The sequence below is a fragment of the Pseudomonas gozinkensis genome, assembly GCF_014863585.1.
Classification (GTDB): domain Bacteria; phylum Pseudomonadota; class Gammaproteobacteria; order Pseudomonadales; family Pseudomonadaceae; genus Aquipseudomonas; species Aquipseudomonas gozinkensis.
The window spans coordinates 4,694,966-4,720,608 of sequence record NZ_CP062253.1 but is presented as its reverse complement, the minus strand read 5'-3'; the positions used below and the strand labels follow the sequence as shown (position 1 = coordinate 4,720,608).

Sequence of the window (25,643 nt, the reverse complement as noted above, 5' to 3'; positions counted from 1 at the left end):
GATATGGCGAAGTTTCACCAGAAAAAGGAATCAGGCTTCTCATGGGCGAACTGGCCAAAGAAATCCTCCCGGTCAATATCGAAGACGAGCTGAAACAGTCCTACCTCGACTACGCGATGAGCGTGATCGTCGGCCGTGCACTGCCGGATGCGCGCGATGGCTTGAAGCCCGTGCACCGTCGCGTGCTGTTCGCGATGAGCGAGCTGGGCAACGACTTCAACAAGCCGTACAAGAAATCTGCCCGTGTCGTCGGTGACGTGATCGGTAAGTATCACCCGCACGGTGATACCGCGGTGTACGACACCATCGTCCGCATGGCGCAGCCTTTCTCCCTGCGTTACCTGCTGGTCGACGGCCAGGGCAACTTCGGTTCGGTGGACGGCGACAACGCCGCGGCCATGCGATACACCGAAGTGCGCATGACCAAGCTGGCGCACGAGCTGCTGGCCGACCTGCACAAGGAAACCGTGGACTGGGTGCCGAACTACGACGGCACCGAACTGATCCCGGCGGTCATGCCGACCCGCGTTCCGAACCTGCTGGTCAACGGTTCCAGCGGTATCGCCGTGGGCATGGCGACCAACATTCCGCCGCACAACCTCGGTGAAGTCATCGACGGTTGCCTGGCCCTCATCGACAACCCCGAGCTGACCGTCGATGAGCTGATGCAATACATTCCCGGTCCGGACTTCCCGACTGCCGCGATCATCAACGGTCGCGCCGGTATCATCGAAGCCTACCGCACCGGTCGCGGCCGCATTTACATGCGCGCCCGCTCGATCATCGAAGACATCGACAAGGTCGGTGGTCGTCAGCAGATCGTCATCACCGAACTCCCTTACCAGCTGAACAAGGCACGTCTGATCGAGAAGATCGCCGAGCTGGTAAAAGAGAAGAAACTCGAAGGCATCACCGAACTGCGCGACGAGTCCGACAAGGACGGTATGCGCGTCGTGATCGAACTGCGTCGCGGCGAAGTGCCTGAGGTGATCCTCAACAACCTCTACGCCCAGACCCAGCTGCAATCGGTATTCGGCATCAACATCGTTGCGCTGATCGACGGCCGTCCGCGGATCCTGAACCTCAAGGATCTGCTGGAAGCCTTCGTCCGTCACCGCCGCGAAGTGGTTACCCGCCGTACCGTGTTCGAACTGCGCAAGGCGCGCGAGCGTGGTCACATCCTTGAAGGTCAGGCCGTTGCCCTGTCGAACATCGACCCGGTCATTGCCCTGATCAAGGCTTCGCCGACTCCGTCGGAAGCCAAGGAAGCGCTGGTCAGCACGCCGTGGGAATCCTCGGCGGTGGTGGCGATGGTTGAGCGTGCCGGTGCCGATTCGTGCCGTCCGGAAAACCTCGATCCGCAATACGGTCTGCGCGACGGCAAGTACTTCCTGTCGCCAGAGCAGGCGCAAGCCATTCTGGAACTGCGTCTGCACCGTCTGACCGGTCTGGAGCACGAAAAGCTGCTGGCCGAGTATCAAGAGATCCTCAACCAGATCGGCGAGCTGATCCGCATCCTCAACAGCGCCGTGCGCCTGATGGAAGTGATCCGCGAAGAGCTGGAAGTGATCCGCGCCGAATACGGCGACGTGCGCCGTACCGAAATCCTCGATGCCCGTCTCGACCTGACCCTGGGTGACATGATCCCGGAAGAAGAGCGCGTCGTGACCATCTCCCACGGTGGCTATGCCAAGACCCAGCCGCTGGCTGCGTACCAGGCTCAGCGTCGTGGCGGCAAAGGCAAATCGGCTACCGGTGTGAAGGATGAGGACTACATCGCTCACCTGCTGGTCGCCAACAGCCACACCACGCTGCTGCTGTTCTCCAGCAAGGGCAAGGTGTACTGGCTGAAGACTTACGAAATTCCGGAAGCGTCCCGTGCTGCCCGTGGTCGTCCGCTGGTCAACCTGCTGCCGCTGGATGACGGTGAATACATCACCACCATGCTGCCGGTCGAGGAATACACCGAAGGTCACTACATCTTCATGGCCACCGCCAACGGCACCGTGAAGAAGACCCCGCTGGAATCCTTCAGCCGTCAGCGCAGCGTCGGTCTGATCGCGCTGGAGCTGGACGAAGGCGACGTGCTGATCTCCGCGGCCATCACCGATGGCGAGCGTGAAGTGATGCTGTTCTCCGATGGAGGCAAGGTCACTCGCTTCAAGGAATCCGACGTTCGCGCCATGGGCCGTACCGCCCGCGGTGTGCGCGGCATGCGTCTGCCGGAAGGGCAGAAGCTGATTTCGATGCTGATCCCGGAAGAAGGCAGCCAGATCCTCACCGCTTCCGAGCGCGGCTACGGCAAGCGCACCGCGATCACCGAGTTCCCTGAGTACAAGCGTGGCGGCCAGGGCGTGATCGCCATGGTCAGCAACGAGCGTAACGGCCGTCTGGTCGGTGCGGTTCAGGTGCTCGACGGCGAGGAGATCATGTTGATTTCCGACCAGGGCACGCTGGTGCGTACCCGTGTCGACGAAGTCTCCAGCCTGGGTCGTAACACCCAGGGCGTGACCCTGATCAAGCTGGCCAAGGATGAAACCCTGGTCGGTCTGGAGCGGGTCCAGGAGCCGTCGGAAGTCGAGGGTGAAGAGTTTGAAGGTGAAGAAGGTGTCGAACTGGAAGAAGGCGTGATCGGCGCCGAACCGGACGATGCGGTCGACAACCTGCAGGCGGACGCCGCAGACGAAGAAGAGTCGCAAGACTAACCAAATCGTAGCAGGGCAGAGTGTTTGCTCTGTCCGCTACCGTGATTGCATAGCGAGAGTGGATGTGAGCAAACGAGCCTATAACTTCTGCGCAGGTCCTGCTGCGCTGCCTGAAGCTGTCCTGTTGCGTGCCCAGTCCGAGATGCTCGACTGGCACGGCAAGGGTCTGTCGGTCATGGAAATGAGCCATCGCAGCGATGACTACGTGGCCATCGCCGAGAAGGCCGAACAAGACCTGCGCGACCTGCTGTCCATCCCCTCCAATTACAAAGTGCTGTTCCTGCAGGGCGGTGCGAGCCAGCAGTTTGCCGAGATTCCGCTGAACCTGCTGCCCGAGAATGGCACTGCCGACTATGTCGAAACCGGCATCTGGTCGAAAAAAGCCATCGAGGAAGCGCGTCGCTTCGGCAACATCAACGTTGCTGCCAGCGCCAAGCCTTATGACTACCTGGCCATCCCTGGCCAGAACGAGTGGAAGCTGACCCCGGGTGCGGCCTACTTGCACTATGCGTCCAACGAAACCATCGGTGGCCTGCAGTTCGACTGGGTTCCCGAGGCCGGTGACGTTCCGCTGGTGGTCGACATGTCCTCCGACATTCTCTCGCGTCCGATCGATGTGTCGCAGTACGGTCTGATCTATGCCGGCGCGCAGAAAAACATCGGCCCGAGCGGCCTGGTCGTAGTGATCGTGCGTGAAGACCTGCTGGGCCGTGCTCGCAGCTCGTGCCCGACCATGCTCGACTACAAGATCTCGGCCGACAACGGTTCGATGTACAACACTCCGGCCACCTATTCCTGGTACCTCTCGGGCCTGGTGTTCGAGTGGCTGAAGGAGCAGGGCGGCGTCGCCGCGATGGAGCAGCGCAACAAGGCGAAGAAAGATCGCCTGTACGGCTTCATCGACAACAGCGATTTCTACACCAACCCGATCAGCGTCAACGCCCGCTCCTGGATGAACGTGCCATTCCGCCTGGCTGACGAGCGTCTGGACAAGGCGTTCCTGGCCGGCGCTGATGCCCGTGGTCTGCTCAACCTCAAGGGCCATCGTTCGGTCGGCGGCATGCGCGCGTCGATCTACAACGCCCTGGGTCTGGACGCCGTCGAAGCGCTGGTCGGTTACATGGCTGAATTCGAGAAGGAGCATTCCTGATGTCCGAGCAGGAGCTCAAGGCGCTACGCGTTCGCATCGACAACCTTGATGAGAAGATCCTCCAGCTGATCAGTGATCGCGCACGCTGCGCCGAGGAAGTTGCCCGCGTCAAGATGGCCAGTCTGGCCGAAGGCGAGCAGCCGGTGTTCTACCGTCCCGAGCGTGAGGCGCAGGTCCTCAAGCGCGTGATGGAGCGTAACAAGGGGCCGCTGGGCAACGAAGAGATGGCGCGCTTGTTCCGCGAAATCATGTCTTCGTGTCTGGCCCTTGAGAACCCGCTGAAAGTCGCTTACCTGGGGCCGGAAGGCACTTTCACCCAGGCGGCGGCCATGAAGCACTTTGGTCATGCAGTGATCAGCAAGCCGATGGCGGCGATCGACGAAGTGTTCCGTGAAGTGGCGGCCGGTGCGGTGAATTTCGGCGTAGTGCCGGTGGAAAACTCCACCGAGGGCGCGGTCAACCACACCCTCGACAGCTTCCTCGAACACGACATGGTCATCTGTGGCGAAGTCGAGCTGCGGATTCACCACCACTTGTTGGTCGGTGAAAGCACCAAGACCGACAGCATTAGCCGTATCTATTCCCACGCCCAGTCGCTGGCCCAGTGCCGCAAGTGGCTGGACGCCCATTACCCGAATGTCGAGCGCGTGGCGGTGTCCAGCAACGCCGAAGCGGCCAAGCGGGTCAAGGGTGAGTGGAACTCGGCGGCGATCGCCGGTGACATGGCGGCCGGGCTGTACGGCCTGACCCGTCTGGCCGAGAAGATCGAGGATCGTCCGGACAACTCCACGCGCTTCCTGATGATCGGTAACCAGGAAGTGCCGCCGACCGGCGACGACAAGACGTCGATCATCGTGTCCATGAGCAACAAGCCCGGCGCGCTCCACGAGCTGCTGGTGCCGTTCCACGACAACGGGATCGACCTGACCCGGATCGAAACCCGTCCGTCGCGCAGCGGCAAATGGACCTACGTGTTCTTCATCGACTTCGTCGGTCATCACCGTGATCCGCTGATCAAAGGTGTACTGGAAAAGATCAGTCAGGAAGCAGTAGCACTCAAGGTGCTGGGTTCCTACCCGAAAGCAGTTCTTTAAGGGGTGGTAGCAATGAGTGGCAACTTCCTCGCTCTGGCACAGCCGGGCGTGCAACAACTTTCGCCATACGTGCCGGGCAAGCCCGTGGACGAGCTGGCGCGCGAGCTGGACCTGGATCCGGCAAGCATCGTCAAGCTGGCGAGCAACGAAAACCCGTTGGGCGCAAGCCCGAAAGCGCTGGCCGCGATCCGCGAAGCGCTGGACGAGCTGACCCGTTATCCGGACGGCAACGGGTTCGCCCTGAAATCCCTGCTGGCCGAGCAGTGCCGTGTCGAGCTGAACCAGGTGACCCTGGGCAACGGCTCCAACGACATTCTCGAGCTGGTGGCGCGCGCCTATCTGGCACCGGGTCTGAACGCGGTGTTCAGCGAGCACGCTTTTGCGGTCTACCCGATCGCAACCCAGGCAGTCGGCGCCCAGGCCAAGGTCGTCCCAGCCAAGGATTGGGGGCATGACCTGCCGGCGATGCTGGCCGCCATCGACGCCAACACTCGCGTCGTGTTCATTGCCAACCCGAACAACCCGACCGGCACCTGGTTCGGCGTCGAAGCGCTGGACGAGTTTCTGCAGGACGTGCCGGAGCATGTGCTGGTTGTTCTGGACGAGGCCTACATCGAATATGCCGAAGGCAGTGATCTGCCGGACGGCCTGGATTTCCTTGCGGCTTACCCGAACCTGCTGGTCTCGCGCACCTTCTCCAAGGCCTACGGACTGGCGGCGCTGCGTGTTGGCTACGGTTTGTCCACGCCAGTGGTGGCGGACGTGCTGAACCGCGTACGCCAGCCGTTCAACGTCAACAGTCTGGCCTTGGCCGCGGCATGTGCTGCACTGAAGGACGAGGAATATCTGGCGCAGAGCCGTCAGCTCAACGAGTCCGGCATGCAACAGCTGGAAGCGGGTTTTCGCGAGCTGGGTCTGAGCTGGATTCCGTCCAAGGGTAACTTTATCTGCGTCGACCTCGGTCAAGTGGCTGCTCCGGTGTTCCAGGGGCTGCTGCGTGAAGGCGTGATCGTGCGTCCGGTGGCCAACTACGGCATGCCGAACCATCTGCGGGTGACCATCGGTCTGCCGGCGGAAAACAGCCGCTTCCTCGAGGCGCTGCGCAAGGTTCTGGCTCGTGGGTGATGTCACTGCGTTGCAATCTGCTGCACCTATGATCGGGCGCCTGGTGGTGGTCGGTCTGGGGCTGATCGGTGGTTCGTTTGCCAAAGGCTTGCGTGAAAGCGGTGTGTGCCGCGAAGTGGTCGGGGTCGATCTCGATCCGCAATCGCGCAAGCTGGCGGTCGAGTTGGGCGTGGTGGATCGCTGCGAAGACGACCTGGTGGCGGCTTGCCAGGGCGCGGACGTGATTCAGTTGGCGGTGCCGATCCTGGCCATGGAAAAAGTGCTGGCCCGTCTGGCCAGTGTCGATCTGGGTCAGGCGATCCTGACGGATGTCGGCAGTGCCAAAGGCAACGTTGTGCGCGCGGCGACCGAAGCGTTCGGCGGCATGCCGGCACGTTTCGTGCCGGGCCATCCGATTGCCGGCTCCGAGCAGAGCGGGGTGGAGGCCTCCAACTCAGAGTTGTTCCGCCGTCATAAAGTGATTCTGACCCCGCTGGAACAGACCGATCCGGCTGCCCTGGCGGTGGTCGATCGTTTGTGGCGCGAGCTGGGCGCTGACGTCGAGCACATGCAGGTCGAGCGTCACGATGAAGTGCTGGCCGCGACCAGTCATCTGCCGCACCTGCTGGCCTTCGGTCTGGTCGATTCGTTGGCCAAGCGCAATGAAAACCTTGAGATCTTCCGTTACGCTGCGGGCGGTTTCCGTGATTTCACAAGAATCGCCGGAAGCGACCCGGTCATGTGGCATGACATCTTTCTCGCCAACCGCGAGGCTGTCCTGCGCACTCTCGATACATTTCGCAGCGACCTCGACGCCTTGCGCGACGCGGTCGATGCAGGGGATGGGCACCAATTGTTGGGCGTCTTCACGCGCGCCCGGGTTGCCCGCGAGCATTTCAGTAAAATCCTGGCCCGCAGGGCCTATGTGGACGCTATGAATTCCAACGATCTGATTTTCCTGGCTCAACCTGGTGGCCGCCTGTCCGGTCGGATTCGCGTACCGGGTGACAAATCGATTTCCCACCGTTCGATCATGCTCGGTTCCCTGGCTGAAGGCGTTACCGAAGTCGAAGGCTTCCTCGAGGGCGAAGACGCTCTGGCGACCTTGCAGGCGTTCCGCGACATGGGCGTGGTCATCGAAGGCCCGCATCACGGCCGCGTGACCATTCACGGTGTCGGCCTGCACGGCCTGAAGCCTGCGCCGGGCCCGATCTATCTGGGCAACTCCGGCACTTCGATGCGCCTGCTGTCCGGCCTGCTGGCCGCGCAGGACTTCGACAGCACCCTGACCGGTGATGCTTCGCTGTCCAAGCGCCCGATGAATCGTGTGGCCAATCCGCTGCGGGAAATGGGCGCCGTGATCGAAACCGCTGCCGAAGGTCGTCCACCGATGACCATTCGTGGCGGTCACAAGCTCAAAGGCCTGACCTACACCATGCCGATGGCCAGTGCCCAGGTTAAATCCTGCCTGTTGCTGGCGGGTCTGTACGCCGAAGGCAAGACCACCGTCACCGAGCCGGCTCCGACTCGTGACCACACCGAGCGCATGTTGCGCGGCTTCGGCTACCCGGTGAGCGTTGATGGCGCGACCGCTTCCGTAGAGTCCGGCGGTAAACTGGCTGCAACCCACATCGAAGTGCCGGGCGATATCTCGTCGTCGGCGTTCTTCCTGGTCGCGGCGTCGATTGCTGAAGGCTCGGAACTGGTGCTCGAACACGTCGGCATCAACCCGACCCGTACCGGCGTGATCGACATCCTGCGCCTGATGGGCGCCGACATCACCCTGGAAAACCAGCGTGAAGTGGGTGGAGAGCCGGTTGCCGACCTGCGCGTGCGAGCGGCTAAACTCAAGGGTATCGAGATTCCGGAAGCGCTGGTTCCACTGGCCATCGACGAGTTCCCTGTGCTGTTCGTGGCCGCGGCCTGTGCCGAAGGGCGCACCGTGCTGACCGGCGCCGAAGAGCTGCGGGTCAAGGAATCGGACCGTATTCAGGTCATGGCGGACGGTCTGCTGGCACTGGGTGTCAAATGCGAACCGACCCCGGACGGCATCATCATCGACGGCGGCCAGATCGGCGGCGGCGAAGTGCATGGTCATGGCGATCACCGCATCGCGATGGCTTTCAGCGTAGCCTCGCTGCGCGCCAATGCACCCATCCGCATCCATGACTGCGCCAACGTCGCGACATCGTTCCCGAACTTCCTCGCGCTGTGCGCGCAGGTCGGCATTCGTGTGGCGCAAGAGGCTCAGTCGTGAACAATAATGCTCCGGTCATCACCATCGACGGTCCAAGCGGCTCGGGCAAAGGCACCGTAGCCGGGATTCTGGCCAAGCGTCTGGGCTGGAATCTGCTGGATTCCGGTGCGCTGTATCGCCTGCTGGCGTTTGCTGCACACAACCATGGTGTCGACCTGACCAATGAAGAGCTGCTGAAGAAACTGGCCGCTCATCTGGATGTGCAGTTCATCGCGGCGACCGAAGGTCAGCTGCAGCGCATCATTCTGGAAGGTGACGAAGTCAGCGATGTCATCCGCACTGAAAGCGTCGGTTCCGGCGCTTCTCAGGTCGCTGCATTGCCCGCCGTGCGCGAAGCGCTGCTGCAGCGCCAGCGCGCTTTCCAGGAAGCTCCGGGCCTGGTGGCCGATGGCCGCGACATGGGCACGGTGGTTTTTCCGAATGCGCCCTTGAAGATTTTCCTGACCGCCAGTGCCGAGGAGCGGGCGCGCCGTCGATATTTGCAGTTGAAGGGCAAAGTCGAGGGTGTTAGTCTGTCGAGTCTGCTAGATGAGATCCGTGCGCGCGACGAGCGTGATACCCAGCGAGCGGTGGCCCCGCTCAAGCCGGCGGCCGACGCCATACAGCTGGATTCCACGGAGTTGTCCATCGATCAGGTGCTGGAACGCATCATGAGCGAGATCGCCATTCGCGATATCGCCGGGTGACCAGGAAGGCCGCAGGGGACCAGTCATAGTCCTGCGGTGGCTTCCTTTAAATGAAACTGACCCGCATCGTCTGGGATGTGGAGACGGGCGTATTTTTCGCCCTAATCAACAGGAATTAAAATGAGCGAAAGCTTTGCGGAACTCTTTGAAGAAAGCCTAAAGACCCTGAACCTTCAGGCAGGCTCCATCATCACCGGTGTTATCGTTGATATCGATTACCAAGCTCGCTGGGTAACCGTTCACGCTGGCCTGAAGTCCGAAGCACTGATCCCTCTGGAGCAGTTCTACAACGACGCTGGCGATCTGACTATCAATGTCGGTGACGAAGTTCACGTTGCTCTGGACTCGGTTGAAGACGGTTTCGGTGAAACCAAGCTGTCCCGTGAAAAAGCCAAGCGCGCTGAATGCTGGATCGTTCTGGAAGCAGCCTTCGCAGCTGAGGAAGTGGTCAAGGGCGTTATCAACGGTAAGGTTAAAGGCGGCTTCACTGTCGACGTTAACGGCATCCGTGCGTTCCTGCCAGGTTCCCTGGTTGACGTCCGTCCAGTGCGCGACACCACGCACCTGGAAGGCAAAGAGCTGGAATTCAAGGTCATCAAGCTGGACCAGAAGCGCAACAACGTTGTCGTTTCCCGTCGCAGCGTCCTGGAAGCCGAGAACTCCGCCGAGCGTGAAGCTCTGCTGGAATCCCTGCAGGAAGGCCAGCAAGTCAAAGGTATCGTCAAAAACCTCACCGATTACGGCGCATTCGTCGATCTGGGTGGCGTGGACGGCCTGCTGCACATCACCGACATGGCCTGGAAGCGCATCAAGCATCCTTCCGAGATCGTCAACGTTGGTGACGAAATCGACGTCAAGGTTCTGAAGTACGATCGCGAGCGCAATCGTGTTTCCCTGGGCCTGAAGCAACTGGGCGAAGATCCATGGGTTGCTATCAAAGCCCGTTACCCAGAAAGCACTCGCGTTACCGCTCGTGTAACCAACCTGACCGACTACGGCTGCTTCGCTGAGCTGGAAGAAGGCGTTGAAGGTCTGGTACACGTTTCGGAAATGGACTGGACCAACAAGAACATCCACCCTTCGAAAGTCGTACAAGTCGGCGACGAAGTGGAAGTCATGGTTCTGGACATCGACGAAGAGCGTCGTCGTATCTCCCTGGGCATCAAGCAGTGCAAGTCGAACCCATGGGAAGACTTCTCTGGCCAGTTCAACAAGGGCGACAAGATCTCCGGCACCATCAAGTCGATCACCGATTTCGGTATCTTCATTGGTCTGGACGGCGGCATCGACGGTCTGGTTCACCTGTCCGACATCTCCTGGAACGAAGTGGGCGAAGAAGCCGTACGTCGTTTCAAGAAGGGCGACGAGCTGGACACCGTTATCCTGTCGGTTGACCCGGAGCGTGAGCGTATCTCCCTGGGTATCAAGCAACTGGAAAGCGATCCGTTCTCCGAGTACGTCTCGGTTAACGACAAAGGCGCAATCGTTACTGGCACCGTGAAAGAAGTTGACGCCAAAGGCGCCATCATCGTTCTGGCCGACGATATCGAAGCGACTCTGAAAGCCTCCGAAATCAGCCGTGACCGCGTTGAAGACGCGCGTAACGTTCTGAAAGAAGGCCAGCAAGTAGAAGCCAAGATCATCAGCGTTGATCGTAAGAGCCGTGTAATCCAGCTGTCGATCAAATCGAAAGACGATGCTGAAGAGAAAGAAGCCATCCAGAGCCTGAAAGCAGCTCCGGAAGGCGAAGCAGCCGACACCACCATGGCGGCACTGCTGCGTCAAGCAATGGCCAAACAGAACTGAGTTCTGTCTGATCATTAAAAAGGGCGACTTCGGTCGCCCTTTTTTGTGCCTGCGATTTAGTGGGGTATCGCTCTCTGGTTGTTCGGGTGAAACCATTCCCTTTGCCGGGTGGTCTGTGTCTTTAATCGGATCAATCGTCTATTCGCGTCTAGGCTTAGTCTGAAGATCGCAGTAGTCGGGCGGGTGCCTGGCATAAGGAAGTGAATGAACAAGTTTATAGTCCTTGTGGGCGTGTTGGCGTTGGCGGGCTGTACTACCAATGCCAAGACCCACGCGGTGCGCGGAGTCAGTGGTATCGAGGTCGACTGCTCTGGCTTGGGTTCGGGCTGGGAGCGCTGTCAGAAGCGCGCTGCCAAGGAGTGCAAGGGGGCGGGTTACAAGGTGATAACGCGTTCTGATGATGCTCGGGATGAAGATGAGTTTCCCTTCGGCTTCAATCCTGCTGGCTACCTCACCCGAACCATGTTGGTGATTTGTAGGTGAGTGCTGGTCGGGCTTGCAATTCGATGCCCTGAAAACGGGCGTTGTGGGGAGGGGAAAGATATGTCAAGTCCTGGGCTGTTCAAAATCTTCCGGGCGTGCTAAAACCTTTCAAGCGCTGACCTAGCTGCTTGAAAAAGAAGGGAAAAATATGACGAAGTCGGAGTTGATCGAACGAATTGTCACCCATCAAGGGCTGCTCTCATCCAAGGATGTGGAGTTGGCCATCAAGACCATGCTTGAGCAAATGTCCCAGTGTCTCGCTACAGGTGATCGCATCGAGATTCGGGGGTTTGGCAGCTTTTCCTTGCATTATCGTGCGCCGCGCGTCGGTCGTAATCCAAAGACCGGTCAGTCCGTCAGTCTGGACGGAAAATTTGTTCCGCATTTCAAACCAGGCAAGGAACTGCGCGATCGCGTCAATGAAGAAGAGGAGGAGGGGGCTTGACGGTCACCGCTACGCAAGGAGTCGCTCATGAGTAATCTCAAGCGCATTTTTCTTTCCGTTTTAGTTCTATTGCTGGTATTGGCGATTCTTGCTTTCGTGCTTGAGAATCAGCAACCGGTTTCCCTGTTGTTTCTTGGTTGGGCGGGGCCGCAGCTACCGGTATCAGTGATTGCGGTGAGTGCATTGCTGGCGGGTATGCTGATAGGTCCGGTTTTCGGCTGGTTTCTGGGACGTGCGTCCAGAGCTTCACGCAAGCGTCTTGTCTGATTGCGACAGGGAAGGAAAGGCGAACTAAACTTTAGCCACAGCTTGTCTATATCCATTAGTAAAACGTTCATTAAGCTGTAAAATGCTGCGCTTGTCCGATAGTGGCTTATTCCCACATCGGTTCAGACTGATATCGTCAGAAGCCACAGCTGAAATGATGGCTTTTGCATTCATGGATTAGACAGCGCTCGGTTGGCGGCCCTGTCAGCAACTCAAGGGTATGGTTTCGCGTGAAAATTCTAGTAACCGGCGGCGCCGGGTTTATCGGCTCGGCTGTCATCCGTCATATCATCTCCAACACGACCGACGCAGTGATCAATGTCGATAAGTTGACGTATGCGGGTAACCTTGAGTCGTTGGCCGAAGTCAGCGGAAACTCGCGTTATGCGTTCGAGCATGTCGATATCTGTGACCGTGAGCAGATCGACCGAATTCTGCGTGAGCACCAGCCGGATGCAATCATGCACCTGGCGGCTGAGTCTCACGTGGATCGCTCCATCTCTGGTCCTTCCGAATTTATTCAGACCAATATCATCGGCACTTACACTTTGCTGGAAGCTGCTCGCCATTACTGGACGTCGCTAGAGGATACCCGCAAGGGCGCTTTCCGCTTCCACCATATTTCGACGGATGAAGTTTACGGCGATCTGGAAGGTCCGGAAGATCTCTTCACGGAAACTACCCCGTATCAGCCAAGCTCGCCGTACTCGTCCAGTAAAGCCAGTTCCGATCACCTGGTTCGTGCCTGGGCACGTACGTACGGTCTGCCGACGCTGGTCACCAACTGCTCGAACAACTATGGTCCTTGCCACTTCCCTGAAAAATTGATCCCGTTGATCATCCTCAACGCGCTGGAAGGCAAGCCGCTGCCTGTCTATGGCAAAGGTAATCAGGTTCGCGATTGGTTGTATGTCGAAGATCACGCCCGCGCCTTGTATAAAGTCGTGACCGAAGGCGTCATTGGCGAGACGTACAATATCGGTGGTCATAACGAAAAACAAAACATCGAAGTCGTGAACACTCTGTGTGCATTGCTCGATGAGTTGCGCCCTGATTCCGCGCACCGTCCACATGCGAGCCTGATCACCTATGTTCAGGATCGTCCTGGCCATGATCAGCGTTACGCCATCGATGCCAGCAAAATCCAGCGTGAATTGGGCTGGACACCAGAAGAAACCTTCGATTCCGGCATCCGCAAAACAGTTGAGTGGTATCTGAACAACAGTGAGTGGGTATCGCACGTGAAGAGCGGTGCCTATCAGCAATGGATCGACCAGAACTACGCAGATCGCTCTGACAAGGCATGAAAATTCTCCTGTTGGGCAAAAATGGTCAGGTGGGGTGGGAGCTGCAGCGTTCCCTTTCTCCACTTGGCGAACTGATCGCGCTTGATCGCCATGTTGTTGATGGATTGTGCGGCGACTTGTCCAATCTGGATGCGCTACGTACCACTATCAGACGGGTCAACCCGGACGTGATTGTCAACGCTGCAGCTTATACGGCAGTGGACAAGGCTGAATCAGAAGCGGAACTGGCCAATCGTGTGAACGGTCAGGCCACTCAGCTCATGGCTGAGGAGGCTGCTGCCCTGGGCGTTTGGTTGATTCATTATTCGACTGATTATGTCTTCAGTGGCCAGGGTTCCACGCCGTGGCAGGAGACCGATGCGGTCTCCCCGGTGAATCAATACGGCGCAAGCAAACTGGCGGGAGAGCAGTCAATCGTTGCGTCGGGCTGCAAGTATTTGATCTTTCGGACGAGCTGGGTTTATGGCGCTCGCGGCAACAACTTCGCAAAGACCATGCTGCGGCTGGCGAAGGAGCGCGAAACACTGAGTGTTATCGATGATCAGATCGGAGCCCCGACGGGAGCTGATCTGATTGCCGATGTTACTGCGCTTGCCATTCGTCAGGCTGTGGCGCAACCAGAACTGTCGGGCCTGTATCACCTGGCAGCCGGCGGTGAAGTGTCCTGGTATGGCTATGCCAGTCATGTGATTGCATTTGCGCGGGACAACGGCGAGCAACTCGCCGTCAAAGCAGTCAATCCAATTGATACCTCCGCTTATCCGACACCTGCGCGTCGGCCACATAATTCAAGATTGAATACTCAAAGGCTGCGTGACAATTTTTCTCTACACTTGCCGGATTGGCAAAGTGGTGTAAACCGAATGCTTAGGGAAGTTCTTAACAAATGACCACGACAAATCGTAAAGGCATCATCCTCGCCGGTGGCTCGGGCACTCGCCTGCATCCGTTGACCCTCGGCGTCTCGAAGCAGATGCTGCCGATCTACGACAAACCGATGATCTTCTATCCTCTGTCCGTACTGATGCTTGCGGGTATGCGTGAAATTCTGATCATCTCCACGCCTGAAGACTTGCCGTGCTTTCGCAAGTTGCTGGGTGATGGCAGCGTTTACGGTATCAAGCTGACTTACGCCGAACAACCTAGTCCGGACGGTTTGGCACAGGCATTCATTATCGGCGAGGAGTTCATTGGCAAGGACCCTTGCTGCCTGATCCTTGGCGACAATATCTTCTACGGTCAGCACTTCTCGGATAACTTGCGTTCTGCGACTGAACAGGAGCAGGGTGCGACCGTGTTTGGTTACCACGTCTCCGACCCTGAGCGCTTTGGCGTGGTTGAGTTCGATGCTACTGGTCGTGCTCTCAGCATTGAAGAAAAGCCGCTGAAGCCAAAGTCAAACTATGCGGTAACTGGCTTGTACTTCTACGACAACGAAGTTGTCGAAATAGCCAAGAAAATCAAGCCTTCCGAACGTGGTGAGCTGGAAATTACCGACGTCAACCGCGCTTATCTTGAGCGCAAGTCCCTCAGCGTCGAAATGCTGGGTCGTGGTTTTGCCTGGCTTGATACTGGCACTCACGACTCGCTGTTGGAAGCCAGCCACTTCGTGCATACCATCGAGCAGCGTCAAGGCTTGAAAGTGGCTTGTCTGGAAGAAATTGCTTACCACAATGGCTGGATTACTGCCGAACAGCTTGGTACTCAAGCTGACGCTCTGAAGAAAACCGGGTACGGTCAGTACCTGCAGAAGTTGCTGGACTCGCCTTCACACTAATTCGAAAAATCAATATTTTCGAACAAAAGCGTTTAATTGGTGCAGGCAGAAATGGTATGCCAGTAAAACATCCCAAGGTTGCGGTTTTGCTGGCCGCCTACAACGGCATGCAATGGATCGAGGAGCAGGTGGCCTCGATTCTCGCCCAGTCAGGTGTCGATGTAACCCTCTATATCAGTATTGATCCCTCGACCGACGGGACTGAAGTTTGGTGCTCAGCCTATGCGGATGAGCATCCAGGCGTCATTGTGCTGCCCGCCGCAGGAACCTTCGGTGGCGCGTCGCGGAATTTTTTTCGACTCATCCGTGATGTCGAGTTTCAAGGTTACGATCTGGTTGCCTTTTCCGATCAAGATGACGTCTGGCACGCGGATAAGCTCCAGCGTGCGGCAAATGCCATAATACGTCGTCAGGTCGATGCCTATTCCAGTAACGTCACAGCTTTCTGGCCCGATGGCACAACTCATTTGCTGGATAAGGCGCAGCCTCAAGTCGAGTGGGACTATCTGTTTGAGGCGGCCGGGCCGGGTTGTACCTATGTGATGAGCAAAGATCTCGTGGATCAGCTCAAGTCATCAATGCTTGTCAATTGGCAGCCGTTACAGGACGTCAGCTTACACGACTGGTATTGTTATGCGTTTGCCCGTCGCCATGGTTACCGCTGGTACATCGACCCTGATCCCTCCATGGATTATCGTCAGCACGAGCATAACCAGGTAGGCGCAAACAAAGGGTTGAATTCACTCATTGCCCGCTACAAAACCATTCATGACGGTTGGTGGTTCACTCAGGTTCGATTGATTGCGCGCTTGCTTGGCCAGGATTCAGATCCTTTTGTACGGACATGGCTAAATTTACGCCGTATCCAACTCATGCGACTTTCTTTTGGTGCCTGGCGCTGTAGACGGCGAGTGCGGGACAAAGTGTTTTTCTTTTGTATTTGCTGGGCAACTGCAGTGATAGGGAATAACGCCACATGACCGTCCCGAAAGTATTGGTAACGGGAGCTAGCGGTTTCGTTGGTGAGGCAATGGTTTTCAGATTGCTGGCCGATAAACAGTTCTGCCCGATTGCGGCGGCACGAGGTGCTACGCGATTACATGGATTGTGTTCCGTGATGCCATTCGATCTCACCCATCCCCGGATCCAGCTTGCACTCAATGATGTTCAGGTAGTCGTTCATGCCGCTGCCCGGGTGCATGTGATGAACGAAACCGCTGCGGATGCACTGGCAGAGTTTCGTAAAGTAAATGTCGAGGGTACGATCAAACTGGCTCAATACGCTGCTGCATCGGGTGTTAAGCGCTTCATTTTTATAAGTTCGATCAAGGTCAACGGCGAAAGCACTCGCCCTGGCAGGCCATTCAAAGCCGATGATCTTCCGAATCCGCTGGATCCTTATGGTGTGTCCAAGTACGAAGCCGAAGAAGCTTTGAAGCGGCTAAGTCACGACACCGGCATGGAGCTGGTGATCATCCGGCCTCCGCTTATCTACGGTCCTGGAGTGCAAGCCAACTTTCTGAGCATGCTGAACTGGCTCGATAAAGCAGTGCCACTGCCTCTGGGAGCAATACGAAACCAGCGTAGTTTGGTCTCGATTGCAAACGTGGTGAGCCTCATTGTCACCTGCATTGATCATCCTGCGGCAATCAACCAGACCTTTCTGGTTAGCGACGGCGAGGACGTATCTACCACTCAGTTGCTGCGTCGTCTATCGATTGCGCTCGGCAAGCCAGCTCGGCTTTGGCCTGTGCCCGAGTACTTGCTGAAACTGGCTGCCTCGTTATTCGGAAAGAATGCAGTTGCCCAGCGTATATGCGACTCGCTGCAAGTCGATATCAGTAAAAATCGCGAGTTACTGAAGTGGACTCCGCCTACGAATATGGACAAGGCCATGCGTCAGACCGCTGGCCACTACCAGGAAAATCACACGAAATGACTGTTTGGTGGCTGCTGTTTGGGGTATTTGCTGTTTCTTGGCTACTGACGCTGTGCTTGCGTCGTTATGCCTTGTCAAAGAGCTTGATGGACATTCCCAATGAGCGCAGCGCCCACTCGATACCGACACCGCGTGGAGGCGGTGTTGCAATAGTTGTTTCCTATCTCCTGGTGCTGCCCGTGCTTGCTGAGTTGGATCTCCTTGGCACTGACGTCTTGTATGGTTTGTTGGGGGCGGGATTGTTGGTTGCGTTGATCGGCTTTGCCGATGACCATGGCCATATCGCCGCCAGATGGCGTTTGCTCGGGCACTTTATCGCCGCAGCGTGGGCATTGTACTGGTTGGGTGGTTTTGCTCCGGTCGAGCTGTTCGGCGTGACTATTGATCTTGGATGGTTTGGACATCTGCTGGCGTTGATATATTTGGTCTGGATGCTGAATCTCTATAACTTCATGGACGGCATCGATGGTCTGGCCAGCATTGAAGCAATCAGTGTGTGCCTCGGTATGTGCCTGGTTTATTGGTTCAGCGAAAGCGTATACCTGATTTGGGCGCCGGTGATGTTGGCAACGGCTGTCGCGGGGTTTCTCTGGTGGAATTTTCCACCAGCGCGGATTTTTATGGGGGACGCCGGAAGTGGCTTTCTCGGGCTCATCCTTGGGGTAATCACGCTCGAGGTTGCTTCGCACAAGCCTGTGTTGCTATGGAGCTGGATCATCCTGATGGGTGTATTCATAGTCGATGCCACATGGACCCTTATCTTCCGGTTAATACGCGGCGAAAAGGTGTACGAGGCTCATAGTAGCCACGGTTATCAACATGCAGCACGTCGTTTCGGGCACAAAAAAGTGACGCTGACAGTTTTGGTAATAAATGCCGGGTTTTTGCTTCCTATTTCAATTTTCGTGGCGCTGTATCAAATGAATGCAGTGGTTGGCCTGGTAACTGCCTTTGGTCCTCTGTTTTTTTTAGCGTACTTACTGAACGCCGGCAAGGCTAAAACACGGTAGTTATAGCCAGCTGGCTGGTCTAAAATCCCAGCGCAGGCTTCAGCATTTACTATGCGGAGCGCCTAACTGCTATTGGCCCAGACATTAAAAATGACGAGAAAATATGCAGAATAATCTCACGTGCCAACGTATTTCGACGACTGGTCGTATACGTGGTGAGCAAAAAAATCAGCGTCCCGTTGTGATATGGCTGACTGGTCTGAGTGGTTCTGGAAAATCGTCCATTGCGGACGCGCTAGAACAACGACTTGTAGCGAAGGGATGCCACACGTATTTGCTCGATGGTGACAACGTTCGGATGGGTTTGTGCAAGGATCTTGGCTTTGGAGATGTCGACCGCGAAGAAAATATCCGGCGGGTCGCCGAAGTGGCCAATCTGTTTATAGATGCAGGGCTCATTGTCATCACCTCCTTTATTTCTCCATTTCGACGTGATCGGGCGCTGGCACGCAGTGTAATCGGCGATGAGTCCTTTATTGAGGTGTATATTGATACACCGCTCAGCGAGTGCGAGCGTCGTGATCCCAAAGGACTCTACATCAAGGCCCGGCAAGGGGTTATCAAAAACTTCACGGGGATTGACTCGCCGTATGAGCCTCCTGCCTCTCCACAGATAACAATTGAAACTCTGACTCATTCGATAGAAGACGGCGTGGATGCTGTAATGACTTATTTAGAACAATGGAATGCAAAGTGAAGCGGCTAGTCATCATCGGTGCAGGTTTTAGTGGGGCAGTAACAGCAATAGAGTTCCTGAAGCGTGCATCGGAGGGGATGCACCTTACAATCATCAATCGATCGGGAAAAATGGCGCGTGGTTTGGCCTATGGTACAAACAGTCCACATCATTTGTTGAACGTGCCAGCGGGGAATATGTCCGCATTGGTTGATCAACCCGACTCGTTCCTTGCCTTTTGTCAAAAGATTGATCCTGAAACTCATTCCGGCAGTTTCGTTTCGCGAAAGTTGTATGGCGCCTATCTTAGTGAAATGCTGAGTCAGTCTGAAGCTCAGTCTACGGTAAAGTGTTCGCGCATTACAGGAGAGGTCCTTTCGATCCAGGCTGATGGTGCAGGCGCAGTGATAGATGTTAGTACCGGTGAGCGAATTGTCGCGGATCATGTTGTATTGGCGTTCGGCAATTTTTCCCCTGCCAGACCATCAGGATTACAGCAACTCGACAACTCTTCGGTCTATACAGCAGATCCCTGGTCGCCATTGGCGCAGCTCTCTTCTGATCAAGCGCCGCGCGTTCTGCTGGTCGGCAGTGGTTTGACAGCGCTCGATACTCTGATCTCCCTGCGCCAATCCCATCCTGCGGCCAAAGTTACGATGGTTTCGCGTCGAGGTTTATTACCTACGGCTCACCGCGACCGCATACCTGCCTCGGCTTTCTCGACAACTATCTGCGCGGATTTACTGGCGAGCGTACCGTCAGTCTCCTCTTATATGAAATTGGTGCGTCAAGAGGTGGCTCGGTCGCCTGAGCACTGGCGGGAAGTTGTGGCAGCACTCAGGCCGATTACTTCCGAGCTGTGGGGACGTTTGTTGCTTGATGAGCGCAGACGCTTTTTACGTCATGTACAGCCCCATTGGGATGTCTATCGGCACCGAGTGGCACCACAGACTTACCGTATTTATCAGGAAGCGCTTGCGACTTCCGCTGTCAACTCGATCGCTGGACGGATTCTCTCGGTGGCTGCTGAAGGGGCATGCGTTTCTGTGCGTATCAAGACAAGAGGAGTCGATAATGTTGTCGAATACCGGTTTGATCAAATCATCAACTGCACTGGTCCATGTACGGACATAGAGAAAATTACTGATCCATTTATTTCGTATTTGTTGAACGAAGCAATGATCAGTGCTGATGCATTGAATCTTGGAATCACGGTTGGCAAAGACTACTCAGTTGAAGATCCGTCTGGGAGAAGTATACAGTGGTTAAGTTATGTGGGGCCTATGCTAAAAGCTCAACTATGGGAGGCCACGGCTGTTCCCGAACTTCGCCAGCATGCGCGGGCGCTGGCAATTGAATTGGTTAAAAGCTTTGCGTCAGTTAAGTCCGATCCTATGTAATCGGATGTTCGTAACTACTCTATGAGTCCACATCAAGTTTGACATCTCAACTCGTCGTCTGATTCGGAAATCGGGAGCACCGATACGTTGCCTGTTGCTTGGACTGAGGGGCTGCGGGCCGGATAAGGTGCAGCGAAAGCATGTGGCGAGTGTGTATCCTACTAGTTTTCCTCATTTCCGTGCGGACCATCCTGGATTTTCCTGCCCCGAAACTGAAAAAAACGGTCGAGTTCTTGGGGCAGTTCTGAGTTGGTAAACGAGCCTTTACTGGTCAGTGTCGACTCCTACCTAGCTCCATGCCCCAACCTCATGCTTTAAGGATACATCGCTGCGGGTTGCGAGCGGCAGATGGGTTGGTCGCATCGCTTTGCGATAGGCAATACCCGCCCAGAAGGGGGGCTAATGATGTCGCAGAAGTTTAAATTGCTGGCGGATTACTAAATCTGCCTTACGGCGATTTTCCCCACTCGACCAAACCGTCCTTTGGCCCGATGTGTTGTATCGGGCGGCAATTGGGTAATAGTGTTCCGAAGGTAGCTGGCCAACGGATAAATCATGTCGTGCTCATAGATATTTATCCGAACGCACAGCATTAACAGCTTTAATTATTCCCGATCCGACAATTGCAGCACCTTCATGACTAAGATGCGATGTGTCTCGATACATCAATACCCCATCTTTCGAGACGTGACAATATTTCTCGTCGCAGATGTATGGCACAGGATCGAATATTGAGACCCCAGGAATATCATGAAATGTCTTTTGCACAGATGAATCATATCCATCTCGAAATTTTTCAATCTCATCGCGGGTGACAAGGCAAGACTTAGGTTTCTTTCTAGGAACTGTAAGGTGATAATCAGAGCATGCAGAAACAGAATTTACCCCGCCCAGAAATGGAATGGATTTTACATAAATGATCTTTTTTCCGGCATTGGCGAGAATCGTGGCTGTTCTTCGCAGACCAGAATAGTAAGCTTCCTTTGATGTTTCATGCGGCACAACCGGAACGCTATAAAACTTATCGCCATGATTGAACTCATCGAAGTCAGTGTACAGGTTGTACATGTTTGCAATGACAACAATGTCTATATTTTTGTCAGCTAATATTTCACTCATGGCATCGTCAGTGAGCTTCGGAATTTTGTTTGTGATCTTTAAGAAGCTTGTGCCAGCAAGATATGGCCACCCTGCTGTAGAGAAAACTTTTACTTTGTCGGTGGGCAACCGCATGCCATCGGCAAACATTTCACTCTGACTATCTCCAAGGATAGCAAACTTCTCTTTTTTAGCAGAGATTTCAACTTGTGAAGTTGACGCAATCTCGTAATTCTTGTATCTGGACTCAAATCCATCATTGATATTTACTATATATCCTGAAATGCCACACAACAAAACTAGGGCTGTTAGCGCCATTGCTTTCTTGCTATGCCATTTTGCGTTCAATCGGATCGGTTTTTCTACAAAGTGATAGGTGGCACTTGCCAGTATAAATGTAATTGCCAATGATAAAAATAATGATCTATTTGAGACCTCGCCGCTATGGATAATGTAATTGAAGACGATTATCGGCCAGTGCCACAAATAGAGAGGGTAACTGATTAGTCCGATATAGATAATCAGTCGATTGGAAAGAAGTTTTGAATTAATTAATGCAGCAGGTCCAGCCATGATTAGCAACACCGCACCTAAAACAGGAAGTGCTGCATAACTACCCGGAAAACTGCTCAGGGGATATTGAGTAAGCAATGCGGATATAACGAGAAATAGCCCAAGAATGGAAAATGAGTTCGCAAGAATAACATTCAGCTGTGATCGGGCTTTGTTGCACCAATCGAATATCTTGCTGTGCGTTATAACATCTAATATGCTGATATCTTTCGATCGCGCAAATGCTTCGGCATGTGCCAGTAATCCCCCAGCCATTAGCTCCCAGAAACGGGAAAAAGGTAGGTAATAAGCGGAGGGTTGATTTTCTTTTGTAATATACACGCACCATGCAAAAGAACACATTGCAATGGAAATTACAAGAGCCGTGCTTTTCATACGATTGGTTGAGGCCAGCCATAACATGACAGGCCAGAAGATATAAAACTGCTCTTCGACACCGAGCGACCATAAGTGGAGCAGCGGTTTAACGTTGTTTGATACGTCCCAATAGCCGCCCTCGCTGTAGTTGTTGATATTTGCCACAAAGCCCGCACCGGCCGTAGTAGCTCGTCCCACCAGCTTATATTCGCCTTGGAGCAATACCAGCCATCCAAATATCAAGCATCCAGCAAGAACAATTACAAGGCACGGAAATATTCTATTGGCACGGCGTATGTAAAATTCAACAAAACTAAACCTGTTCTTCGAAATTTCCTTCAATATGATGGAGGTGATCAAATACCCAGATATCACAAAAAATATATCAACCCCAATATAGCCGTTAACTAAGAAGGTCGGAAAGGCGTGAGCAATCATGACGAGTATAATTGCCATGGCTCGCAGGCCATCGATATCTGGACGATATTGGAGAGGGGGCTTGGTCAAGATATTTTACCTGTTTTTATTAACAGTCAATTATGCAAGTTAAGTGGACATGGCACAGTCATTCCCGGTTGATTTCAGAAATGTTCCTGGAAAATGCCCAGATATGGAAGATAAGGTGGCCGTCGGTTGGATAAAATGATTCAGGAGGATCCTGATTTTATCGCGGGACGGCTTACTTGCCTTCGTCAAGTTGCGCAGCGTACTGAATTCAGGTGGCCAAGGCAAGGGCGATGCCGATCAGGTGAGTCTGTTGCCCAGCTCCCCTCACGCGGCGCTGGCAAGAAGACCTAGGAGGGCAAGCAGCAAATCGTAGTCGATACGATTGGATGCTGAACACATCGCATGATATTTTCTAAGATCGCCTCTTTCTGCACAGATTAAAGAGATCATCATTTCGTTTTCAGCACGAGTGGCTTTAACTAATGCCGAATCTGCCATTTGTCTAAGTATACTCGCCCGGGGAGTTCACCGGGCAGCACGCATTCAGTTCGCGTATGTATGTTATGGGTAGTGCGGTCCGATCAAGTTTAGCCAGTGAACTGCTGTAGATTGAGTACGGCACACATGTTTCCTATCGCGTGCCAACCTGTAGTGGATCCCCGTTGAATTCCACCGCACGTCCGATCGGGAGGGGGCGATCGTAGGGTTGGCATATTTTTGGTGTGCTGGAGGAGAGGGCCCGTGGAAAGCAGAGGTGGCATTTTGAGGCAGGATGCCCCATCCAACGGGTTTTTTGGCTGGCGTCAGCCTTCTAGATCTAATTCCAAATGTTCAACGCTAATGTGAATGACGTACAATATTTATGTAAGATGAACTCTACCCGAAATGAGGGGGCTGGGAGAGTAAGATGACAGTGCTTCATTAGAGGGACTAAATGTCAGAAATTTAAACTCTTGGTCCTCTCAAGGTTGTAAAGTGATAAGCAAGGGGGCATGAACAATAATCGTGGGTACAGGTGCTGGTCAACGAGCAATATTTTTCCGCTGACGGTAGATTATTTTAAACTTAGATTCAGTATGGGGTGGCAGATTGAAGTACGGATTTTTTTCAGGGAGTGGCCAGGCGAGAGATGTACTCTTAAAGTTATTGGCGGTGCTTGCATTTTTATACGCGCTCTTTATTGCGGTGTATTATGCTGGTCAGCCAGTGTTGGAACAGTTCGGTTTTAGGCAGACGCAAACGGCGCTGACATCTCTATGGTTTGTTAAGGACGGCTTCAAACTCGCGTACGAAACTCCAGTGGTCGGTGCTCCATGGTCAATACCGTTTGAGTTCCCAATTTATCAGTATCTAGTGGCTATGTTGTCGGTGCTGTTCGGATCTGGGTTGGATATGACGGGAAGATTGGTATCTTTTCTGTTTTTGACTTCTTGTCTGTTTCCGGTAAGAGCAATCTGTAGGCAATTATCTTTGCCAAGGCCTGTTTTCTTTGTTTTTGTCGGACTTCTTTTTTCCAGTCCTATTTACTTGGAGTGGGGTAGGAGTTTTATGATGGAAACGGCAGCGGTGTTCTTTGCTGTCGTTGCAATAAAATATTTTATTGATTTTCTCGCGTTAGAAAAAAGAACGAATGCATTGCTTTTTGTGCTATTTATTGGTTTATCCATTCTCCAGAAGGCTACGACTGGGCTGCCAGTTCTGGCAGTGATGGCATTGTTGTTTTTGTTTCATGAGTTGAATGAAAAAGGTGTGGTCAAGGCCTTTACTGTTAGGAATATCTGCCTCTCTTTTGCATTGTTTGGGATGCCAATCGTTGTGGGAGCTGGTTGGGCATTTTATACGGACGTCGTAAAAGTAAATAACGAGTTCGGCGTATATATCACGTCGAGCGCTCTGTCTCAGTGGAACTGGGGTACGATTTCGCAACGTTTTTCCGAAACTTTGTACGTCGATGTGATTTGGAAGCGACTATTGAGGGATAATTTGGGTGGTGTCCTGGGTTTAGCGATAATGCTTGGCTCGATGTTTGTTTCTAAAAACAAAAAGCTAAAGTTTGTTGTGGGTGTCTCTTTATTGCTAGGTGTTCTGCCACTATTCATTTTTACCAATCTTCATTTGATACATCTGTACTATCAGTCAGCAAACGCAATTTTTCTGATCTTCGCTTTGTCGGTAGCACTAGTTGTTATTTTTGAATCGCTGCGCTCGACGGGAGTACTGATTGGTTTGTTTGTCGCACTGATGGCTAGCAACTATGTCGCTTTTAGTGGTGGTTATTATCGTGATATAAAGTCTTCTTTTAATGTGGGCAATACTCAGGAACTGGCCGTTGCTTCTGTATTAAATAATAATGTGAAGCAAGGTGAGGCATTTGTTGCGTTCGGATATGACTGGAGCTCTGCATTATCCTATTATTCGGAGCGTAAATCGTTCACTGTTCCGAATTGGTTCAAGAACTATGATAATGTGCTCGCTAATCCGCAAAGCTATCTTGGTGGGCTGCCGCTTGGCGCTATTGTTGTCTGCCCGGCTGCTCCGAGACCCAAGGGGCGCGACCTACTGAATTTCTCCTTTAATAACGAAAAATTCAAGCTCATGGAAGCGGGTGGTTGTTTTTTAGGTACGCCAGAGCATTTGATGGATTCCAACAAAAACAAGATTACAGCTAATTGTGAGGGCTCTCTCGACAGCGTATCGGAGCTCGATAAGATCCCTCAGACTTTATCGGTGAGTGGTTGGACAGCAGTCTCTGGCGCTAACGGCGATCTGGCTGACAAGGTTTACGTTACACTGACGGACTCAAAGGGGTTGGTTAGCTATTACGAAGCTGCGTCCGTTTCAAGGCCTGACGTTAATGAATATTTCAATCGGGCCAGTCTTGGGCCAGTGGGCTTCAGCCGTATAATTGATGTTAAAGATTTGGCGGGAGATTATTCGGTCGGAGTTGCACGCGTCGTCAAAAACACAGTTGAGCTTTGCCAGTTTAAGACAGGCGTGAAAATTAATCCTTGAGTGATCAGGCATCTTGATGGAAGCTCCTGCCAGTCACAGGCAGGAGTTGG

Annotated in this window: 20 protein-coding genes; 19 read left to right on the top strand and 1 reads right to left on the bottom strand. The window is 54.2% G+C overall.

Annotated elements, in window-relative coordinates:
• Window positions 1-41: 41 nt before the first annotated feature.
• The 18 genes from gyrA to IHQ43_RS20820 all read left to right on the top strand — a co-directional run bounded on the left by gyrA (window position 42) and on the right by IHQ43_RS20820 (window position 20,106).
• Window positions 42-2,705 carry a DNA gyrase subunit A gene (gyrA, locus tag IHQ43_RS20905; protein ID WP_127799246.1) on the top strand — a complete coding sequence of 888 codons (2,664 nt, stop codon included), beginning with the start codon at window positions 42-44 and terminating at the stop codon, window positions 2,703-2,705.
• Between the two features lie 64 nt (window positions 2,706-2,769).
• Window positions 2,770-3,855: a 3-phosphoserine/phosphohydroxythreonine transaminase gene (gene serC / locus IHQ43_RS20900; protein ID WP_007950912.1), complete on the top strand. Its 1,086-nt coding sequence runs from the start codon at window positions 2,770-2,772 to the stop codon at window positions 3,853-3,855.
• The gene (gene pheA / locus IHQ43_RS20895) at window positions 3,855-4,949 is read left to right on the top strand and encodes a prephenate dehydratase (RefSeq protein WP_192561965.1); all 1,095 of its coding nucleotides are present in this window, start codon (window positions 3,855-3,857) and stop codon (window positions 4,947-4,949) included. The genes serC and pheA overlap by 1 nt, the downstream gene beginning before the upstream one ends.
• Before the next feature lie 12 nt (window positions 4,950-4,961).
• Complete coding sequence (gene hisC, locus IHQ43_RS20890; RefSeq protein WP_192561964.1) at window positions 4,962-6,074, top strand: histidinol-phosphate transaminase; 1,113 nt, start codon at window positions 4,962-4,964, stop codon at window positions 6,072-6,074.
• A gap of 28 nt (window positions 6,075-6,102) precedes the next feature.
• Window positions 6,103-8,310 carry a bifunctional prephenate dehydrogenase/3-phosphoshikimate 1-carboxyvinyltransferase gene (locus IHQ43_RS20885; RefSeq protein WP_244142296.1) on the top strand — a complete coding sequence of 736 codons (2,208 nt, stop codon included), beginning with the start codon at window positions 6,103-6,105 and terminating at the stop codon, window positions 8,308-8,310.
• The gene (gene cmk / locus IHQ43_RS20880) at window positions 8,307-8,996 is read left to right on the top strand and encodes a (d)CMP kinase (RefSeq protein ID WP_192561962.1); all 690 of its coding nucleotides are present in this window, start codon (window positions 8,307-8,309) and stop codon (window positions 8,994-8,996) included. Before IHQ43_RS20885 ends, cmk begins: the two co-directional genes overlap by 4 nt.
• A gap of 120 nt (window positions 8,997-9,116) precedes the next feature.
• Complete coding sequence (gene rpsA / locus IHQ43_RS20875; protein ID WP_192561961.1) at window positions 9,117-10,802, top strand: 30S ribosomal protein S1; 1,686 nt, start codon at window positions 9,117-9,119, stop codon at window positions 10,800-10,802.
• A gap of 204 nt (window positions 10,803-11,006) precedes the next feature.
• Window positions 11,007-11,285, top strand: coding sequence for a hypothetical protein (locus IHQ43_RS20870; protein WP_192561960.1), 279 nt, complete (start codon window positions 11,007-11,009; stop codon window positions 11,283-11,285).
• Window positions 11,286-11,433: 148 nt separating this feature from the next.
• On the top strand, window positions 11,434-11,730 hold the full coding sequence (gene ihfB, locus IHQ43_RS20865) for an integration host factor subunit beta (RefSeq protein ID WP_007950920.1): 297 nt from the start codon (window positions 11,434-11,436) through the stop codon (window positions 11,728-11,730).
• A gap of 27 nt (window positions 11,731-11,757) precedes the next feature.
• Window positions 11,758-11,997, top strand: a complete 240-nt coding sequence (locus IHQ43_RS20860) for a LapA family protein (protein ID WP_192561959.1) — start codon at window positions 11,758-11,760, stop codon at window positions 11,995-11,997.
• Between the two features lie 230 nt (window positions 11,998-12,227).
• A complete protein-coding gene (gene rfbB / locus IHQ43_RS20855; RefSeq protein WP_192561958.1) occupies window positions 12,228-13,304 on the top strand; it encodes a dTDP-glucose 4,6-dehydratase in 1,077 nt (358 codons plus the stop codon).
• Entirely contained in the window at window positions 13,301-14,194 is an 894-nt protein-coding gene (rfbD, locus tag IHQ43_RS20850) for a dTDP-4-dehydrorhamnose reductase (RefSeq protein ID WP_192561957.1), read from the top strand. The genes rfbB and rfbD overlap by 4 nt, the downstream gene beginning before the upstream one ends.
• Entirely contained in the window at window positions 14,191-15,081 is an 891-nt protein-coding gene (rfbA, locus tag IHQ43_RS20845; RefSeq protein ID WP_192561956.1) for a glucose-1-phosphate thymidylyltransferase RfbA, read from the top strand. Before rfbD ends, rfbA begins: the two co-directional genes overlap by 4 nt.
• A 56-nt stretch (window positions 15,082-15,137) precedes the next feature.
• Window positions 15,138-16,061 (top strand): glycosyltransferase, encoded by a 924-nt coding sequence (locus IHQ43_RS20840; RefSeq protein WP_192561955.1) that lies wholly within the window; start codon window positions 15,138-15,140, stop codon window positions 16,059-16,061.
• A complete protein-coding gene (locus IHQ43_RS20835; protein ID WP_192561954.1) occupies window positions 16,058-17,020 on the top strand; it encodes a UDP-glucose 4-epimerase family protein in 963 nt (320 codons plus the stop codon). The genes IHQ43_RS20840 and IHQ43_RS20835 overlap by 4 nt, the downstream gene beginning before the upstream one ends.
• Window positions 17,017-18,030 carry an MraY family glycosyltransferase gene (locus IHQ43_RS20830; RefSeq protein ID WP_192561953.1) on the top strand — a complete coding sequence of 338 codons (1,014 nt, stop codon included), beginning with the start codon at window positions 17,017-17,019 and terminating at the stop codon, window positions 18,028-18,030. The genes IHQ43_RS20835 and IHQ43_RS20830 overlap by 4 nt, the downstream gene beginning before the upstream one ends.
• Before the next feature lie 103 nt (window positions 18,031-18,133).
• Window positions 18,134-18,727, top strand: a complete 594-nt coding sequence (gene cysC / locus IHQ43_RS20825) for an adenylyl-sulfate kinase (RefSeq protein ID WP_192561952.1) — start codon at window positions 18,134-18,136, stop codon at window positions 18,725-18,727.
• Window positions 18,724-20,106, top strand: a complete 1,383-nt coding sequence (locus IHQ43_RS20820; RefSeq protein ID WP_192561951.1) for an FAD/NAD(P)-binding protein — start codon at window positions 18,724-18,726, stop codon at window positions 20,104-20,106. Before cysC ends, IHQ43_RS20820 begins: the two co-directional genes overlap by 4 nt.
• 564 nt (window positions 20,107-20,670) lie before the next feature.
• Here the strand turns inward: IHQ43_RS20820 and IHQ43_RS20815 are convergent.
• Entirely contained in the window at window positions 20,671-22,641 is a 1,971-nt protein-coding gene (locus IHQ43_RS20815; protein ID WP_192561950.1) for an acyltransferase family protein, read from the bottom strand.
• 1,029 nt (window positions 22,642-23,670) lie between these two features.
• Between IHQ43_RS20815 and IHQ43_RS20810 the strand changes: the two genes are divergently transcribed.
• Window positions 23,671-25,593: an ArnT family glycosyltransferase gene (locus IHQ43_RS20810; protein ID WP_192561949.1), complete on the top strand. Its 1,923-nt coding sequence runs from the start codon at window positions 23,671-23,673 to the stop codon at window positions 25,591-25,593.
• The last annotated feature ends 50 nt before the right edge of the window (window positions 25,594-25,643 follow it).

Coding starts and splice junctions, on each gene's coding strand:
- IHQ43_RS20885 (WP_244142296.1), top strand. CDS start 6,103: ATGATCGGGCGCCTGGTGGTGGTCGGTCTGGGGCTGATCGGTGGTTCG.
- rfbD (WP_192561957.1), top strand. CDS start 13,301: ATGAAAATTCTCCTGTTGGGCAAAAATGGTCAGGTGGGGTGGGAGCTG.
- IHQ43_RS20870 (WP_192561960.1), top strand. CDS start 11,007: ATGAACAAGTTTATAGTCCTTGTGGGCGTGTTGGCGTTGGCGGGCTGT.
- pheA (WP_192561965.1), top strand. CDS start 3,855: ATGTCCGAGCAGGAGCTCAAGGCGCTACGCGTTCGCATCGACAACCTT.
- ihfB (WP_007950920.1), top strand. CDS start 11,434: ATGACGAAGTCGGAGTTGATCGAACGAATTGTCACCCATCAAGGGCTG.
- IHQ43_RS20860 (WP_192561959.1), top strand. CDS start 11,758: ATGAGTAATCTCAAGCGCATTTTTCTTTCCGTTTTAGTTCTATTGCTG.
- rpsA (WP_192561961.1), top strand. CDS start 9,117: ATGAGCGAAAGCTTTGCGGAACTCTTTGAAGAAAGCCTAAAGACCCTG.
- cysC (WP_192561952.1), top strand. CDS start 18,134: ATGCAGAATAATCTCACGTGCCAACGTATTTCGACGACTGGTCGTATA.
- IHQ43_RS20830 (WP_192561953.1), top strand. CDS start 17,017: ATGACTGTTTGGTGGCTGCTGTTTGGGGTATTTGCTGTTTCTTGGCTA.
- IHQ43_RS20840 (WP_192561955.1), top strand. CDS start 15,138: ATGCCAGTAAAACATCCCAAGGTTGCGGTTTTGCTGGCCGCCTACAAC.
- gyrA (WP_127799246.1), top strand. CDS start 42: ATGGGCGAACTGGCCAAAGAAATCCTCCCGGTCAATATCGAAGACGAG.
- IHQ43_RS20835 (WP_192561954.1), top strand. CDS start 16,058: ATGACCGTCCCGAAAGTATTGGTAACGGGAGCTAGCGGTTTCGTTGGT.
- rfbA (WP_192561956.1), top strand. CDS start 14,191: ATGACCACGACAAATCGTAAAGGCATCATCCTCGCCGGTGGCTCGGGC.
- hisC (WP_192561964.1), top strand. CDS start 4,962: ATGAGTGGCAACTTCCTCGCTCTGGCACAGCCGGGCGTGCAACAACTT.